This window comes from Leisingera sp. ABM4_060, assembly GCF_056158765.1.
On the sequence record NZ_JBSWTX010000001.1, the window covers coordinates 3337532 to 3352500 of the forward strand.

Sequence of the window (14969 nt, forward strand, 5' to 3'; positions counted from 1 at the left end):
ATAGGCCGCGGGGTCAGGGGGGTCTAGTAAAAGGCACGGCATCAGCGGTTTATCTGGCCGGGGCCGGCGGTTGTGGATTTTGGGAAACGCAAAGTTACAAAAAGGCGCGGCAATGCCGCGCCTTTCCGAAGGCTTGTGCCGCGAGGGCTTAGCGCCAGCCCACGTCGTTGAAGATCTTCTGCGCCTCGGGCAGGTTCTTGGCCACCTCCGACAGGTTCACGTCATCCGGCTTGAAGTGGCCAAGCGCCGCGACCGAGGGGGCCAGGCCGACACCCGGGACCGCCGGGTATTCGTCATTGCCGGCCGAGAAATACGCCTGGGCGGAATCGCTGGCGAGGTATTCCAGGAACTTGACGGCGTTTTCCTTGTTCGGGGCGTGCAGGGCCACGCCGCCGCCGGACAGGTTCATATGGGCGCCTTCGGTGTTCTGCGAGGGGAACAGCCAGCCGATCATGTCGCGGCTGTCCGAGACGCCCTTGACGTTCTTGCGGATCGAGCGGGCGAAGTAATAGCTGTTGCCGACCGCGATTTCGCATTCGCCGGAAACCAGGCCGCGCATCTGGTCAGTGTCGCCGCCCTGCGGGTCGCGGGCCATGTTGGCGACCACGCCGTCGGCCCATTCGCGGGCTTTTTCAGCGCCGTGATGGGTCACGATCGAGGCCAGCAGGGTCTGGTTGTAGGTGTTCTTGGAGGAGCGGATGCAGACCATGCCCTTGTAGGCGGGATCAGCCAGATCCAGATAGGTCAGCGGCGGGTTGGAGACTTCGTTCTTGTCGTAGAAGATGATGCGGGAACGCTGGCTGAAGCCGAACCACTGGTTGTCCGCGTCCTGCAGGTAGGCGGGCACGCGGGCCTCCAGCACATCGCTGCTGATGCTTTGCAGCACGCCGGCCTCCTTGGCGCGGGTCAGCCGCGAGGTGTCGACGGTGATCAGGATGTCAGCGGGAGAGTTTTCACCTTCGGCGCTCATCCGGGCGATCAGCTCATCCGCGTTGCCTTCGATGCGGTTGATGGTGATGCCGGTTGCCTCTTCGAACTCGGAGTAGAGCTGCTCGTCAGTGTCATAATGGCGCGACGAATAGATGTTCAGCTCGCCTTCGGCTGCGGCAGAGGTGGCAATGGCAGCACTCAGCGCGCCTGCAAGTACGGTGGTGGCTTTCAGCATGGGATGTCCCGTTGTTTGGTGGCTTGTTATCCGACTGAAAGAGTCGATTAAAGCAATTGGCGAAAGATGCAATGAATTTCCGACTGAAATACTCGGAAAGTTTGCCGCAGCAGCACTCCTCTTGCGGTTTTGTTCCGGAAGGGCAGTTTTCGCTCTTCCTTGTCGCAGGCTGGACGGAGCCGGCGCGCAGGTTTTTCTAAACAGGGCGGAACCCAGCACGGAGGCGGACATGCCCGCATTTGAAACACTGATTGCCTTTCTTGCCGCCTTGGCTCTGCTTGAGCTGTCGCCGGGGCCGGACATGATGCTGGTGATGGGGCGCGGGATCGGCCAGGGGCGGCGGGTGGCGCTGCTCACCGTGGCGGGAATGGTTCTGGTTGCCGGTGTGGTGCAGGTCGGGCTGCTGGTTCTGGGGTTTGCCTCGCTGCTGGCCACCTATCCGCAGGCGCTGGACGCGGTCCGCTGGGTTGGCGCGGCCTATCTGATGTGGCTCGGTCTGAAGATGCTGCGCTCTAGCCTGCGCCCGGCAGCGGAGCTGCGCGAGGTGCGGGTGGTCACGGCCTGGCAGGCAGTGCAGCAAGGGGCGGTCAACAGCCTGACCAACCCCAAGTCGCTCCTGTTCATGTTTGCCTTCCTGCCACAGTTTGTGGACCCCGGCGCGGGCCCGGTCTGGCTGCAGTTCCTGATCCTCGGCACTTTGCAGAAGCTGGCAGGGGTTGTGTCGCTGGGCGGGGTTGCCTTGGCCGCGGGCTCTGCCGGGCACTGGCTGGCCCGGAATCCTGCGCTCGTGGCTTGGCAGGAGCGGTTTACGGGGGTGGTGATGATCGGGCTGGGGCTGCGGCTGATCCTGGCCGGGCAGGGCAGTGCCGCAGAAGCCCGGGGGCTGCGCTGAACGAATAACGGGGGAAGCTCCCGCCCGTCGCCGGGTTCCTGGCGGAATCCGCTCCCGTTGGGCGTGGCACCGCGCAGGGCGCGGTGCCACGCCCAAGGCCGCCAAGCATCGCCCGGCGCCAGCCGGGGGATCTGCGGGCGCGGGAGTTCCCTGCCTGGGCTTGCCCCGGACATTGGCCTCAAAACACAAAAAAACCGCATCGGATGATGCGGTTTTCTGCGTGTCGCTGTTTGCGGATCTCAGCCCTGGCGCGCTTTGAACTTGCGCTGGGTCTTGTTGATCACGTAAACGCGGCCTTTGCGGCGCACAACCCGGCAATCGCGGTGCCGGTTCTTCAGCGAACGGAGCGAGTTCTTGACCTTCATGGTCTCTCTCCTTGTCTGCGGCGCGAACCAGCGCCTAGGTTAGCGGGTGCTTGGGCCGGAGCCGAAGCAGTGAATGAATGGTGGGCGATACAAGGATCGAACTTGTGACCCCTTCGATGTCAACGAAGTGCTCTACCGCTGAGCTAATCGCCCACTCTGGCCTGCGCTGCCTCCTGCCCCTTAGAAGTGAAAGGGGCGCGGGGTGCCGCGCCGGTGAGGGGGTCTATAAATAGAGTCGCCGGGGTGCGCAAGAGCTTTTGACCGCAGAAATTTCCGCTCTATGCTGTTTCTTGCAGAAGAAGCACCGGAGCAAGGATGCCTGACACAGCGTTTTCCGTGATTTCGCCGCAGAAACTGGCCTCGGCCGTGGTTTTTGCCTCTCCGCACAGCGGCACGGACTATTCCGATTCCTTCCTGGAACAAACGATTCTCGGCCGTAAAGCCATCCGCAGTTCCGAGGACGCCTTTGTCGACCAGCTGTTTGCCGCCGCGCCGGAGTTTGGCGCGCCGCTGCTGACCGCGGTCAAGCCGCGGGCCTATCTGGATTTGAACCGATCGCCCGATGAGCTGGATCCGGCGCTGATCACCGGGGTGCAAAAGCGGGGGCAGAATCCGCGGGTGGCGTCCGGCCTGGGGGTGATTCCCAGAGTGGTTGCCAACGGCCGGGCGATTTACCGGGGCAAGCTGCCGATGGCGGAGGCGGAGCGCCGGATCCGCTGCTACTGGCATCCCTACCACAAGGCGCTGAAGGGGCTGCTGGACCAGGCGTACAGGATCTGCGGGCAGGCGATTCTGGTGGATTGCCATTCGATGCCCCATGAGGCGGTCGACACCATGGCGCCGCGCGGCGGCGGCAAGCCCGAAGTGGTGCTGGGCGACCGCTTCGGTGCGGCGGCGGACAGCGCCGTGGTGGACCGGATCGAGGCCGCCTTTGCCGCGGCCGGGTTGAAGGTAGCCCGCAACACGCCGTTTGCCGGCGCCTATATCGCCCAGACCTATGGCCGCCCGTCGCGGGGCCAGCACGCGGTGCAGGTGGAGATCGACCGGGCGCTTTATATGGACGAGGCCAATGTCCGGCCCAATGGGAACTTCGCGGCGCTGCAGAAGGTGCTGCGCCAGGTGACTGCGGAAATTGCGGTGATCGGGCAGGAGGAGATGCCGCTGGCGGCAGAATAGCGTCAGAACTGTGCAGCCGACAGCGCCTCAGCGCAGGGCGCGGCCTTTCAGAATCGCGCCTTCCCCGAACCGTTTGCGGATGGCATCGGTGGCGCGTTCGGCGTCGGCGCGCTGCCCGGCTTTCGGGTCCAGCAGGTCGCCGCTGTCATCCGCTTGCGATTCGGGGACCAGGTCGGAAATACCGCAGCCCAAAAGCCGGTAGGGGCCTTCATTGCCCACCTGATCCAGAAGTGCGCGCGCCGTGCGGTAGATCTTGTCAGCGATCTGGGTGGGGCTGTGCAGGGTGACGCGCCGGGTCAGTGCCGAATGGTTGGCGCGCTTGAGCTTGAGGGTCACCACCCGCCCGGCCAACTCCCGCGCCTTGGCCCGGTCCGAGACCTGCTCGGCCAGCCGCCAGAGATGGCCGTCGAGCACCTCCAGGCTGGCGGTGTCTTCAAAGAAAGTGGTTTCCTTCGAGATCGATTTGACCGGCGCATTGGCGGAGACCCGGCGGCGGTCCTGGCCGCGTGCGAGGTGCCAGAGCCGGTCGCCCATGGAGCCGAAGCGGCTGTGCAGCGCTTCGCGGTCCCAGCGCAACAGGTCGGAGAAGCTGCGGATGCCCGCCTTGTCCAGGCTGGCCTGGGCGGCCGGGCCGATGCCCCAGATCAGCCGCACCGGTTTTTCGCGCAGGAAATCCGCGGTCTCGGCCTTGCCGATCACCGAAAAGCCGCGCGGCTTGTCGAGATCGGAGGCAACCTTGGCCAGGAATTTGTTGTGGGAGAGGCCGATGGAGCCGGTAACGCCCAGTTCATCCTTCATGCGTTTGACCAGCCGGGCCAGCATCACTGCGGGCGGTGCGCCATGCAGTTTTTCAGTGCCGGTGAGGTCCATGAAGGCCTCGTCCAGCGACAGCGGCTCTACGTCCGGGGTCAGCTCATTCATCATCTTGCGGATTGCGCGGCTGACTTCGACGTAAACGCTCATCCGGGGTTTGATCACCACCGCATCGGGGCAGAGTTTCAGCGCCTGGAACATCGGCATGGCAGAGCGCACGCCGCGGATGCGGGCGACATAGCAGGCGGTGGAGACCACGCCGCGCTTGCCGCCGCCGATGATCACCGGCTTGGTGGCCAGGTCCGGATTGTCGCGTTTTTCGACGCTGGCATAGAAGGCGTCGCAGTCCATATGGGCGATGGTGAGGGAGAACAGCTCCGCATGCGCCTTGATCCGCGGGCTGCCGCAATGGGGGCAGCGCCGGGCGGGAGGGATCTGGCTCAGGCAGTCTCGGCAGAGGGCGTGCATCGGGCGGTCGCTGGTTTCGGGCAGGGTAAGTCTAGCTTGCGTCGCAGGCCTTGTCTTTAGCGCGGCAGGTTGCCAAGTGACAGATCATGACAGCATCAGGCGACAATTTTGCCGGCGCAAAGCTGGCGGTGTTTCTAGGGCAGGATCTGCTGGTCATCCAGCGCGATGACAAGCCGGATATTCCCTATCCCGGCCATTGGGACCTGCCCGGCGGCGGGCGCGAGGCGGAAGAAAGCCCGGCGGCTTGTGCGCTGCGCGAGACCTATGAAGAGGTGGGGCTTGCGCTGAAGCCGGATGTGCTGATCTGGTCCAGAGCGTACCAGCGGCCGCACGGGCGGGTCTGGTTCTTTGCCGCGCATCTGCCTGCGGCAGCGGCTGCGGACATCCGGTTTGGCAACGAAGGGCAGGGCTGGGCCTTGATGGCGCCGGAGGCCTATTGCGCGCACCCGCTGGCGGTGCCGCATTTTGCCGAGCGGCTGCGGGAATACCTTGCGGTGCGGTCTGTGTGACTGTGGCCTGAAAAGAAAGATCCCCCGCTGGTATGCGGGGGGAAGGTGACGGGTCTCAGGAAGAAAAGCCCGTCTGGGGAGTGTCTCAGGCATAGAATTGCGCAGGCGCCGCTGTTTCGCAAAGAATGCGGGGGCAGAGGGCAGCCAGCGGCAAATCCTGTGTGGTTTTTGGGGCACAGGACGATTGGGTGCAGAACGCCTGGCTTTGGCGGGTTTCTTGAGCGAAAAGAGGGGGTTGACGTGGCGTCACTATACTTTTGCGCCATAGCCAGAGGCGGCAGCATGTGCTTATCGCAAAAGATTTATTTCTGCCTAATTTTTAGGCAGAAGCGGCCTGCACCGCTGCCGGCGCAGGCAAATCACGCCTGAACGGAGTGTTTCAACTGCGGTTCAGCTGTCAGGCTTGGGCGCTGGCGAGTTCGGCCAGGATGGCCTCAGCCGCGGCGCGGGGGCTTTCGGCCTGCCAGACCGGGCGGCCCACCACGATGTGGTCGGCGCCATCGGCAATGGCATTGGCCGGGGTGGCGACGCGCTTTTGGTCGCCAAGGGCGGCACCGGCGGGGCGGACGCCCGGGGTCACGATCAGCTTGCCCTCCGCCTCGGGCAGGGCGCGGATCAGGGCGGCCTCCTGCGGGCTGGCGATCACCCCGTCGGCGCCGGCGGCAAAGGCGTTGCCTGCGCGCTCCAGTACCAAATCCCGCACTGCACCGTCTTTAATCAGGGCGCCATCCAGGTCCTGGCGGTCCAGCGAGGTGAGGATGGTGACAGCGAGGATCTTGAGGCCCTTGCCGGCCGCGCCTTCCTTGGCGGCGCGCACCACATAAGGGTCGCCATGCACGGTGAGGAAGTCGAGGTCGAACTGCGCCAGGCCCCGCACCGCGTTTTCCACGGTGGCGCCGATGTCGAACAGTTTCATGTCGAGGAAGATGCGCTTGCCGTGTTCCTGCTTCAGCTCATTGGCCAGCGCCAGCCCGCCGCCAGTCAGCATTCCCAGCCCGATCTTGTAGAAGGAAACCGCATCGCCCAGCTGTTCGGCCAGTTTAAGACCTGCAATCGCGTTGGGGACATCCATGGCAACAATCAGGCGGTCGTCGGCGCGCGGGGCTTGGGTCATGGCGGGGTCCTTTGTGGCTGGCAGGTTTGGCGTGAAACTGGCGTTTCATACGCAAGGGGCGGCGGTTCGGCAAGGCGCAGCGGGGCGCTCCCGCACCTGAAGCTGCCCCTGCGGGACAGATTGCAGTTTTGGGCCGGGCGCCGCGCTGGCGCGCGGCGCGGTTGCGCCCGGTGGCGGCGGGCTGGGTGCAAAGTTGACGCAGGTCAGGGATTTGCTCACCTTTTGCGGCGACTATGGGTTGAAGCGGCGGGATCGCTTCCCAAATTGAACCTTGAGGCCCGGACCGGGGCGTGCCGCCTAGCGGGCGCTGCCAAAGACAGGGCGCTTGATAAAGGAGAGCAAGATGGACTTGAACAAGTTCACGGAGCGTGCACGGGGATTCGTGCAGGCCGCGCAGACCATTGCGATGCGCGAGGGGCACCAGCGGCTGGTGCCGGAGCATATTCTGAAAGCACTGATGGATGATGATCAGGGGCTGGCGAGCAACCTGATCTCCCGCGCGGGCGGCGCGCCTGCACGTGTCGCGGAGGCGGTGGAGGCTGCTGTCGCCAAGCAGCCCAAGGTGAGCGGCGATGCGGCCCAGATCTATCTGGATGGGCAGACCGCCAAGGTGCTGGATGAGGCCGCCAAGATTGCCGAGAAGGCAGGCGACAGCTTTGTCCCGGTTGAGCGTCTGCTGATGGCGCTGTGCATGGTGAAATCCAAGGCGAAGGAGGCCCTGGAGGCCGGCGCCGTCACAGCGCAGAAGCTGAATGAGGCGATCAACGATATCCGCAAGGGGCGCACCGCTGATTCGGCAACGGCTGAGGAAGGCTATGACGCGCTGAAGAAATACGCGCGCGACCTGACCGAGGCGGCGCGCGAGGGCAAGATCGACCCGATTATCGGGCGTGACGAGGAAATCCGCCGTTCTATGCAGGTGCTGAGCCGCCGCACCAAGAACAATCCGGTGCTGATCGGCGAGCCGGGCGTGGGCAAGACGGCGATTGCCGAGGGCATGGCGCTGCGCATCGTCAACGGCGATGTGCCGGAGAGCCTGCGCGACAAGCAGCTCTTGTCGCTGGACATGGGTGCGCTGATTGCCGGTGCGAAATACCGCGGCGAGTTCGAGGAACGCCTGAAGGCGGTTCTGACCGAGGTCACTGAGGCCGCGGGCGAGATCATCCTGTTTATCGACGAAATGCACACGCTGGTCGGGGCAGGAAAATCGGATGGCGCGATGGATGCGGCCAACCTGATCAAGCCGGCCCTGGCGCGCGGCGAGCTGCATTGCGTCGGCGCGACCACGCTGGATGAGTACCGCAAATATGTGGAGAAGGACGCGGCCCTGGCCCGCCGGTTCCAGCCCGTCATGGTGACCGAGCCGACGGTGGAGGACACCGTGTCGATCCTGCGCGGCATCAAGGAGAAGTACGAGCTGCACCACGGGGTGCGGATTGCCGATGCGGCGCTGGTTTCGGCGGCGACGCTGTCGAACCGCTATATCACCGACCGCTTCCTGCCGGATAAGGCGATTGACCTGGTGGATGAGGCGGCCTCGCGCTTGCGGATGCAGGTGGATTCAAAGCCTGAGGCGCTGGATGCGCTGGACCGGCAGATCCTGCAGATGCAGATCGAGGAAGAAGCGCTGAAGCTGGAGGATGATGCGGCCTCCAAGGAACGGCTAACGACGCTGCAGAAGGAACTCTCGGACCTGCAGGAGCAATCCGCCGAGATGACCGCGCAGTGGCAGTCGGAACGGGACAAGTTGGCCTCGGCCCGCGACCTGAAGGAGCAGCTGGACCGCGCCCGCGCCGATCTGGAGATTGCCAAGCGCGAGGGCAATCTGGCCCGTGCAGGCGAGCTGTCATATGGCGTGATCCCGGAGCTGGAGAAGCAATTGGCGGATGCCGAGGGCCGCGAGGAAAAGGGCCTGATGGTGGAGGAAGCCGTGCGGCCTGCGCAGATCGCCGAGGTGGTGGAGCGCTGGACCGGCATTCCGACCTCCAAGATGCTGGAGGGCGAGCGCGAGAAGCTGCTGCGCATGGAAGATGAGCTGCACCGCCGGGTGATCGGCCAGAATGCTGCCGTGACTGCGGTGGCCAATGCGGTGCGCCGGGCGCGTGCGGGTCTGAACGACGAGAACCGGCCGCTGGGTTCCTTCCTGTTCCTCGGGCCGACCGGCGTTGGCAAGACGGAGCTGACCAAGGCGGTTGCCGGTTTCCTGTTCGACGATGAGCACGCGATGGTGCGCATTGATATGTCGGAGTTCATGGAGAAGCACTCGGTCGCCCGTCTGATCGGCGCACCGCCGGGCTATGTCGGTTATGACGAGGGCGGGGTGCTGACCGAGGCCGTGCGCCGCCGCCCCTATCAGGTGGTGCTGTTCGACGAGGTGGAAAAGGCGCATCCGGATGTGTTCAACGTGCTGTTGCAGGTCTTGGACGACGGGATGCTGACCGACGGCCAGGGCCGCACCGTGGACTTCAAGCAGACGCTGATCATCCTGACCTCGAACCTCGGCGCGCAGGCGCTGAGCCAGCTGCCGGAGGGCGCAGATGCCTCGGACGCGCGGCGCGATGTGATGGATGCGGTCAAGGCGCATTTCCGGCCTGAGTTCCTGAACCGGCTGGATGAGACCATCATCTTTGACCGTCTGGCGCGTGCCGATATGGATGGCATTGTCGAGATCCAGCTGGCGCGGCTGCTGAAGCGGCTGGCCGGCCGCAAGATCGCGCTGGAGCTGGACGGGGCCGCCAAGACCTGGCTGGCGGATGAGGGCTATGACCCGGTGTTTGGCGCCCGGCCTTTGAAGCGGGTGATCCAGCGTGCGCTGCAGAACCCGCTGGCGGAGGCCCTGCTGGGCGGCGAGATCAAGGACGGCGACACCGTCCCGGTCTCGGCCGGCAGCGACGGGCTGATCATCGGCGACCGGCTGGGGACGTCGGAACGGCCCAGGCCCGACGATGCCGTGGTGCATTGAGGGGGAGAGACTGAGGAAAGCCCGCCAGTGATGGCGGGCTCTTCCGCTTTTGGCCTTGCCGAAGGCCGATGCAGTTTTAAATGGCAAGGGGGGTCTGGCGGTGGATTGGGGTCAGGAGCCGAATCCGTTGCCGATTGGGGGCCGGCCCCCAAACCCCCGGAGTATTTTCAACCAGAAAGAAGCAGAAGCGCGGCTTTCCCGCGCTTTCCACCCGCCCAGGCATCTTTCAATGGAAATGCCGCCCGTCTTGACGGCGGGTTCCATTTATCCTGTGCTGGCCCCCTGTCCGCAGGATTGACGGATCCTGGCCCTAGCGGTTGAATTTGCTTAAGGCGTAGTCGTAAATCAGGTAATCTTCGCAATGGAAGTCGCGAAACGCACGCACCAGACCTGGGTCCATGCAAAGCTCTTGCTTGTTTTCGGTGATATTGATCTTGGGCAGAGTGGCGCTCTCTTCCGGCTTTATTCCGAGCAAATCCAGACAGTGCCGGGTCGAGGCCTCCAAGTTTTCATAGGTTCCGATATACGAAAACGCTCCTAAAGGCGTGTGCGTGAGATACTGAGCGTAAAAGTTTCGCATCTCCTGGCTGAAGGCGAAGTCTTCAAACCCCCAGTCTTCGCGCCGCATGGTTTTCCAAAGGTAATGATCTGCATGATCCAGGGAGACCCAGTATTTGTAATGAGAATACATCCTTTGGAGGGGGTCGCGTAAAATTGTGACCAGCGTCAGGCCCTTTCTTTCCGCTGAGCGGTCCCCCAGGTACTTAACCGGGAAGAAGTGCCCGAACACAATTTTGTCTTGTTCAACCGGCACAGGGTTAAGAAGCGCTGACAGAACTGTTTCTGATCTTTGTGCCGCCGGAATTCTGAAATGGCTTTGGTAGTCCAGCTTCAAGGACTGCGGAGCGAGGCGGGCCACCATGTCTCTTATGGATGTGCCAGCGCATTTTGGCATGTGCAGAAAAAGCTTCATCGGCAGTAATGGACCTGAATTCCTGTTCAAAAAAGATTGCGGCAGGCAGGGTGATCTTTGCAGTGATCCGCCCGTCTCGCGGTCTAGGAATAACAGGGAAACAATTTAGGCGTCGTAAAAAAAGGAAAAGGCCTGACCTTAACAGGCCGCTGAATTAGTCAGGCCAGTGGGACGCTGTTCTCCGTGGTGGAATGAGTTCTCTCATCGGTCTTCCGGATTGGGTGGCTGGAAGCAGGCCTGCGTCCCCCCCTCCAGCCTCATTCCGCCAGCAACCGGGGCAGCCGGGCGAGATTTCCGGCTGCGAGCGTCAGGATGAAGCGCGACTGCACCCGTTCGGCGCCGCGATAGACGGTCTGGGACATGCCGCCAACGGTCTTGGCCCAGCCAAACGCCTCCTCGATCCGTTTGCGGTGCTTCTGGGACAGGGCATAGCCTTTGTGCCGGGTTGTGCGACCGTCGATTGCTGAATGCCGCGCCTTCCTGGCGACGTGCGGGGTGACGCAGGCCTGGCGGAGATCTGCGACGAATTCGGCCGCATCGTATCCCTTGTCGGCTCCCAAGGTCAGCCGCCGGGTCGATCCGGGGGAGTGGCGGTGCAGCATGTCCAGCGCAGCCTTTCGCTCGGCGCGGCCGTCAGCGTGGGTTAGGTCGCCTTGCACAACCAGCCCGTGCCGGTTCTCCATCAGCGCATGCCCCATGAAGCACAGCACCGCACCTGTGCCAGGGGATTTCTTATAGAGCCGTGCGTCCGGGTCGGTGACCGAGGCATGGGTCGCATTCGAACGCTTCTCGCCCTTGAAGTTGACCTCGGGATTTCGGGTGCGGCGGCTGTAGCGGGGCATTGGAGCGGTCTCGGGTTCGGTCTGGGCGGGTTGTGCGGCAGGGGCAATGGATGTCGCGGGCGGGTCATCCGGCCTATCATCGCCGGGCGGCGTGCCCGCCGACTTCGGCTGGAAACTCTTCATCGATGCCCAGGCCTTTATGAGCGTGCCATCGACCGAGAAGTGGTCGTCCGACAGGAGCGGCGCGACCTCGCGATGCGCCAGGATAGCCGCCATCACCTTGCGCGACATGTCGGCCGTCAGCAGCCGGTCGCGGTTCTTGGTGAACACCGTCGGCACCCATACCGGATCGTCGATCCCGAGGCCCACGAACCAGCGGAACAGCAGATTATACTGCATCTGTTCCATCAACTGCCGCTCGGAGCGGATTGAGAACAGGATCTGCAGCAGGCTGGCCCGGATCAGCCGTTCCGGCGGGATCGAGGGGCGGCCGAAATCGGTGTAGACCGCCTCGAAATCGGCATCCAGACTGGCCAGCGCGTCGTTGACCACCTGCCTGATCTTGCGGAGAGGGTGCCGTGCTGGGATGCGCTCTTCCAGATCGACATAGCTGAAAAGCGATCCGCTCGCTTCGTCCGTCCCGCGCATCACCAACCCCCGCCGAAATTGTGCTGAGGGTGAATCATGTTCCTCAGGCCGCGTCGAGAGCCGACTTCTTCAGCAGCCTGTTAAGGGGCTCGGGTGTGAGGCGGGTCACCGTCAGGAGCCATCTTAGATGATGCCTGGCTATTGCGTTTCTGCTGCAGACTTTGGCTGATCTCACCCTTCCGCCGCGTCCCTGGCGACCCGCCGCTCATACTTCCGGCGCAGGACTTTCAGGCGGGGTTCCCAGTCATAGCGGGGGTCTTGGGTGGTGGCGGACCAGTAGAGCTTGCCGCCATAGCGCCAGGGGTCCAGCACGATGCCCTCGTAAATGCCGCCGCCCTTGGCGGCGATTACCGCAGTGGAGTGGTCGATGCGGAAATCGCTTTTCGGTTCGGCAATGGCGCGCAGCATCGTGAGGGTCTGGAAGTTTTCCTGATTGAGCCGCGCCTGCATGTCCTCGGCGTAATGCACGCAGATGCCGCGCTCCTTGACGCCGCTGTTCACCAGCGTGTTGTGGATGATCGGCGAGGTGGTGACATTATACTGTTCGGCCAGCTGGGCAGAGTAGCTGTAGGCGATCTCAGCCGCGCGGCGGGCCTCGGCCGGGTCGACCTCCGGGCCGAGGGACTGCAGGGCAAGCGAGAGCTCTGCGACATCATCGTTGGTCGCTGCGGGTCCTGCGGCGCAGCCGGACAATACAGCCGCTGCCAGCAGCATCAAGTAAGCAAAGAGGGATTTCATATCGGTCTGCCCGCGCCGGAATTTCACTTTCCGGCCAGCATAGCGAATGCGCGTGCCGGGTGCAGCGGGGAATTTCCGGGCGGCGGGATCTTTGCCGGCCTAGTCTGCGATCGCTTCCTGCACGATGCCGTCCAGCAGGCTGTGGATCACTTGCATTTCGCCCTCGGGGAAAGCGCGGAAGCCGATGGTGACCTCCTCGGTTCCCGGGGCCTGGGCCACGAAGATGCCATAGGGGCAGAAGGCAATGTTCATCGGATTGGCCTCCATCATCTGGCGCGACAGTTTGGCGGAGCAGAAGGAAAATACCTGCGCTTGGGAAAACAGCACCATGTCCGAGCCGACATCTGCCCGGGTGCGCTCGAGCATTTCGCCGACGTGGCTGATGTGGTCGATCACCAGCCCGCGGTCCGTGATGGCGCTTTCCAGCCCGAAGGTCACGTCGTCATAGGGCAGCGTGGTGGTATAGCTGACCATGTCCTGCGCAGCGGCTTGGGTGCCAAGCACCAGGGCGGCTGTGGTGATAAGCTGTTTCACGGTGTGTCTCCTGCTGCGAGTGCCGGGGGCTGTGTCAGCCGCGCTGAACATATTGTGGTTTTTGCATAGGTTCTCCGTGGCGGCTACTGGTTTCTTTGCCGCATGGCCTTTGGTTCATGCCCGGTGAACCAATCGCTGCTACGTTACAGATCTCTCGCGCAGTCGTGACAGGATATGTTTTGGGTTTTGCGCACGGGGCCGTTACCTCATGTGTAACGGAGATTCAGGAGACTTAGATGGCGCGCCGCTGGACCAATGATTTGACCCTTGCAGATGCAACCCCCGAGGCTGCGTTCTGGAACCGCCGCCAGATCATGGCGGGGCTGGCGGGTGCCGGGCTGGCTGCCGCGCTGGGCGGCCGGGCGCAGGCAGAGGAGGCGCTGGAGCCCAATACCTGGGACGAGGTGACCAACTACTGCAACTTCTATGAGTTCGGCACCGGCAAGGGGGATCCGTCCAAATACGCGGACCGGATGACCACCCGGCCTTGGAGCGTCAAGATCGACGGTCTGGTGGACAAGCCGGGCGACTATTCCTTTGAGCAGATCCTGGGTGAGATGACCCTGGAAGAGCGCATCTACCGCTTCCGCTGTGTTGAGGCCTGGTCGATGGTGGTGCCCTGGCAGGGGTTTGAGCTGGCCGGCCTGCTGAACATCGCCGGGGTGCAGGAGGGCGCGAAATATGTGGCGTTCGAGACCCTCTACCGTCCGTCCGAGATGCCGGGCACTGCCTATAAGGTGCTCGACTGGCCCTACCGCGAAGGCCTGCGCCTGGATGAGGCGATGCACCCGCTGACCATGATGGCGACCGGTATCTTCGGCAAACCGCTGCCCAATCAGAACGGCGCGCCGCTGCGGCTGGTGGTGCCGTGGAAATACGGCTTCAAGTCGATCAAGTCGGTGGTGCGCATCACCCTGACCGATGAGGAGCCGCCGGCCAGCTGGAACGTTGCCAACCCCCGCGAATACGGCTTCTATAGTAATGTGAACCCCAATGTCTCGCATCCGCGCTGGAGCCAGGCCAGCGAGCGCCGCATCGGCGGCGGTCTGTTTGCCAGCCGCCAGCCGACGCTGATGTTCAACGGCTATGAGGCCGAGGTCGCCTCCATGTATGACGGCATGGATCTGGCGGAATATTTCTGAAGGGGTCTGAGTGATGGGATCCGTCAACCAGCTGCTGCGCCGTCTGCCGGTTTGGGCGGTGTACTTGATCGGGGCGCTGCCGGCGCCCTGGCTGTTCTATCAGGGCCTCACCGGCGGGCTTGGGGTGGAGCCGATCAAGGCGCTGGAGCATGAATACGGCGAGCTGGCGCTGCAGCTGCTGATCCTGACGCTGGCCGTTTCACCTGGCCGGCGCCTCTTGGGTCTGAACCTGATGAAGTTCCGCCGGGCGATCGGGCTTTTGTGCTTCTTCTATGTGCTGTGCCACCTGCTGGTCTGGCTGGTGCTGGATGTGCAGATCCTGGGGCAGATCCTCGCCGATATTGCCAAGCGCCCTTATATCAGCATCGGGATGGGGGCCTTTGTCCTGATGCTGCCGCTGGCGGCGACCTCCAACAACCTGTCGGTCCGCAAACTGGGCCGCAACTGGCCAAAGCTGCACCGCCTGACTTATGCGGCCGGCCTGCTGGGGGCCATTCACTTTGTGCTGCTGGCAAAAGGGTTCCAGCTGGAGCCGCTGGTCTATCTTGCTTTGGTGCTCTTGCTTCTGGCGCTGCGCCTGCCCGGGGCGCGTCAGCTGAAACTGACACCCCTGTCCCGCAGCACGTAGTTTGCATTCAGGGCAATTGGTTCTTTTAAAGGCGCCGCATCACCGCGGCGCTTTTTTGTT

14 protein-coding genes and 1 tRNA gene are annotated in these 14969 nt (G+C 63.4%); 6 read left to right on the top strand and 9 right to left on the bottom strand.

Annotated features, from left to right (window positions below):
- Positions 1 to 148 precede the first annotated feature (148 nt).
- A complete protein-coding gene (locus ACXAEH_RS16010) occupies positions 149 to 1165 on the bottom strand; it encodes a Fe(3+) ABC transporter substrate-binding protein (RefSeq protein ID WP_475034158.1) in 1017 nt (338 codons plus the stop codon).
- Between the two features lie 229 nt (positions 1166 to 1394).
- Here ACXAEH_RS16010 and ACXAEH_RS16015 point away from each other — a divergent pair, with 229 nt between their 5' ends.
- Positions 1395 to 2057, top strand: coding sequence for a LysE family translocator (locus ACXAEH_RS16015; protein WP_475034160.1), 663 nt, complete (start codon positions 1395 to 1397; stop codon positions 2055 to 2057).
- 239 nt (positions 2058 to 2296) lie between these two features.
- Here the strand turns inward: ACXAEH_RS16015 and ykgO are convergent, their stop codons facing one another.
- On the bottom strand, positions 2297 to 2422 hold the full coding sequence (gene ykgO, locus ACXAEH_RS16020) for a type B 50S ribosomal protein L36 (RefSeq protein ID WP_005648635.1): 126 nt from the start codon (positions 2420 to 2422) through the stop codon (positions 2297 to 2299).
- A gap of 78 nt (positions 2423 to 2500) precedes the next feature.
- A tRNA-Val gene (locus ACXAEH_RS16025) sits at positions 2501 to 2575 on the bottom strand.
- Positions 2576 to 2737: 162 nt separating this feature from the next.
- Between ACXAEH_RS16025 and ACXAEH_RS16030 the strand changes: the two genes are divergently transcribed.
- On the top strand, positions 2738 to 3598 hold the full coding sequence (locus ACXAEH_RS16030) for an N-formylglutamate amidohydrolase (RefSeq protein WP_475034162.1): 861 nt from the start codon (positions 2738 to 2740) through the stop codon (positions 3596 to 3598).
- A gap of 27 nt (positions 3599 to 3625) precedes the next feature.
- Here the strand turns inward: ACXAEH_RS16030 and ACXAEH_RS16035 are convergent, their stop codons facing one another.
- Positions 3626 to 4879 (bottom strand): DNA polymerase IV, encoded by a 1254-nt coding sequence (locus ACXAEH_RS16035; protein WP_475034164.1) that lies wholly within the window; start codon positions 4877 to 4879, stop codon positions 3626 to 3628.
- 86 nt (positions 4880 to 4965) lie between these two features.
- Here ACXAEH_RS16035 and ACXAEH_RS16040 point away from each other — a divergent pair, with 86 nt between their 5' ends.
- Complete coding sequence (locus ACXAEH_RS16040; RefSeq protein ID WP_475034166.1) at positions 4966 to 5388, top strand: NUDIX hydrolase; 423 nt, start codon at positions 4966 to 4968, stop codon at positions 5386 to 5388.
- A 397-nt stretch (positions 5389 to 5785) separates the two neighbouring features.
- Here ACXAEH_RS16040 and pyrF read toward each other — a convergent pair whose 3' ends face one another.
- Positions 5786 to 6502: an orotidine-5'-phosphate decarboxylase gene (gene pyrF / locus ACXAEH_RS16045; RefSeq protein ID WP_475034167.1), complete on the bottom strand. Its 717-nt coding sequence runs from the start codon at positions 6500 to 6502 to the stop codon at positions 5786 to 5788.
- 343 nt (positions 6503 to 6845) lie between these two features.
- On the opposite strand from pyrF, the gene clpB reads away from it, so the two are divergent.
- Entirely contained in the window at positions 6846 to 9464 is a 2619-nt protein-coding gene (gene clpB, locus ACXAEH_RS16050; RefSeq protein ID WP_475034169.1) for an ATP-dependent chaperone ClpB, read from the top strand.
- A gap of 310 nt (positions 9465 to 9774) precedes the next feature.
- Here the strand turns inward: clpB and ACXAEH_RS16055 are convergent, their stop codons facing one another.
- From ACXAEH_RS16055 to ACXAEH_RS16070, 4 genes are all read right to left on the bottom strand, one after another.
- On the bottom strand, positions 9775 to 10437 hold the full coding sequence (locus ACXAEH_RS16055) for a hypothetical protein (RefSeq protein WP_475034171.1): 663 nt from the start codon (positions 10435 to 10437) through the stop codon (positions 9775 to 9777).
- A gap of 257 nt (positions 10438 to 10694) precedes the next feature.
- Entirely contained in the window at positions 10695 to 11867 is a 1173-nt protein-coding gene (locus tag ACXAEH_RS16060) for an IS5 family transposase (RefSeq protein WP_475030626.1), read from the bottom strand.
- 171 nt (positions 11868 to 12038) lie between these two features.
- Positions 12039 to 12605 carry a hypothetical protein gene (locus tag ACXAEH_RS16065; RefSeq protein WP_475034173.1) on the bottom strand — a complete coding sequence of 189 codons (567 nt, stop codon included), beginning with the start codon at positions 12603 to 12605 and terminating at the stop codon, positions 12039 to 12041.
- 99 nt (positions 12606 to 12704) lie between these two features.
- Positions 12705 to 13079: a DUF302 domain-containing protein gene (locus ACXAEH_RS16070; protein WP_475035607.1), complete on the bottom strand. Its 375-nt coding sequence runs from the start codon at positions 13077 to 13079 to the stop codon at positions 12705 to 12707.
- Between the two features lie 296 nt (positions 13080 to 13375).
- On the opposite strand from ACXAEH_RS16070, the gene msrP reads away from it, so the two are divergent.
- Together msrP and msrQ are read left to right on the top strand one after the other, a co-directional pair.
- Positions 13376 to 14281, top strand: coding sequence for a protein-methionine-sulfoxide reductase catalytic subunit MsrP (gene msrP / locus ACXAEH_RS16075; RefSeq protein ID WP_475034175.1), 906 nt, complete (start codon positions 13376 to 13378; stop codon positions 14279 to 14281).
- Between the two features lie 13 nt (positions 14282 to 14294).
- On the top strand, positions 14295 to 14909 hold the full coding sequence (gene msrQ, locus ACXAEH_RS16080; protein WP_475034177.1) for a protein-methionine-sulfoxide reductase heme-binding subunit MsrQ: 615 nt from the start codon (positions 14295 to 14297) through the stop codon (positions 14907 to 14909).
- Positions 14910 to 14969 lie beyond the last annotated feature (60 nt).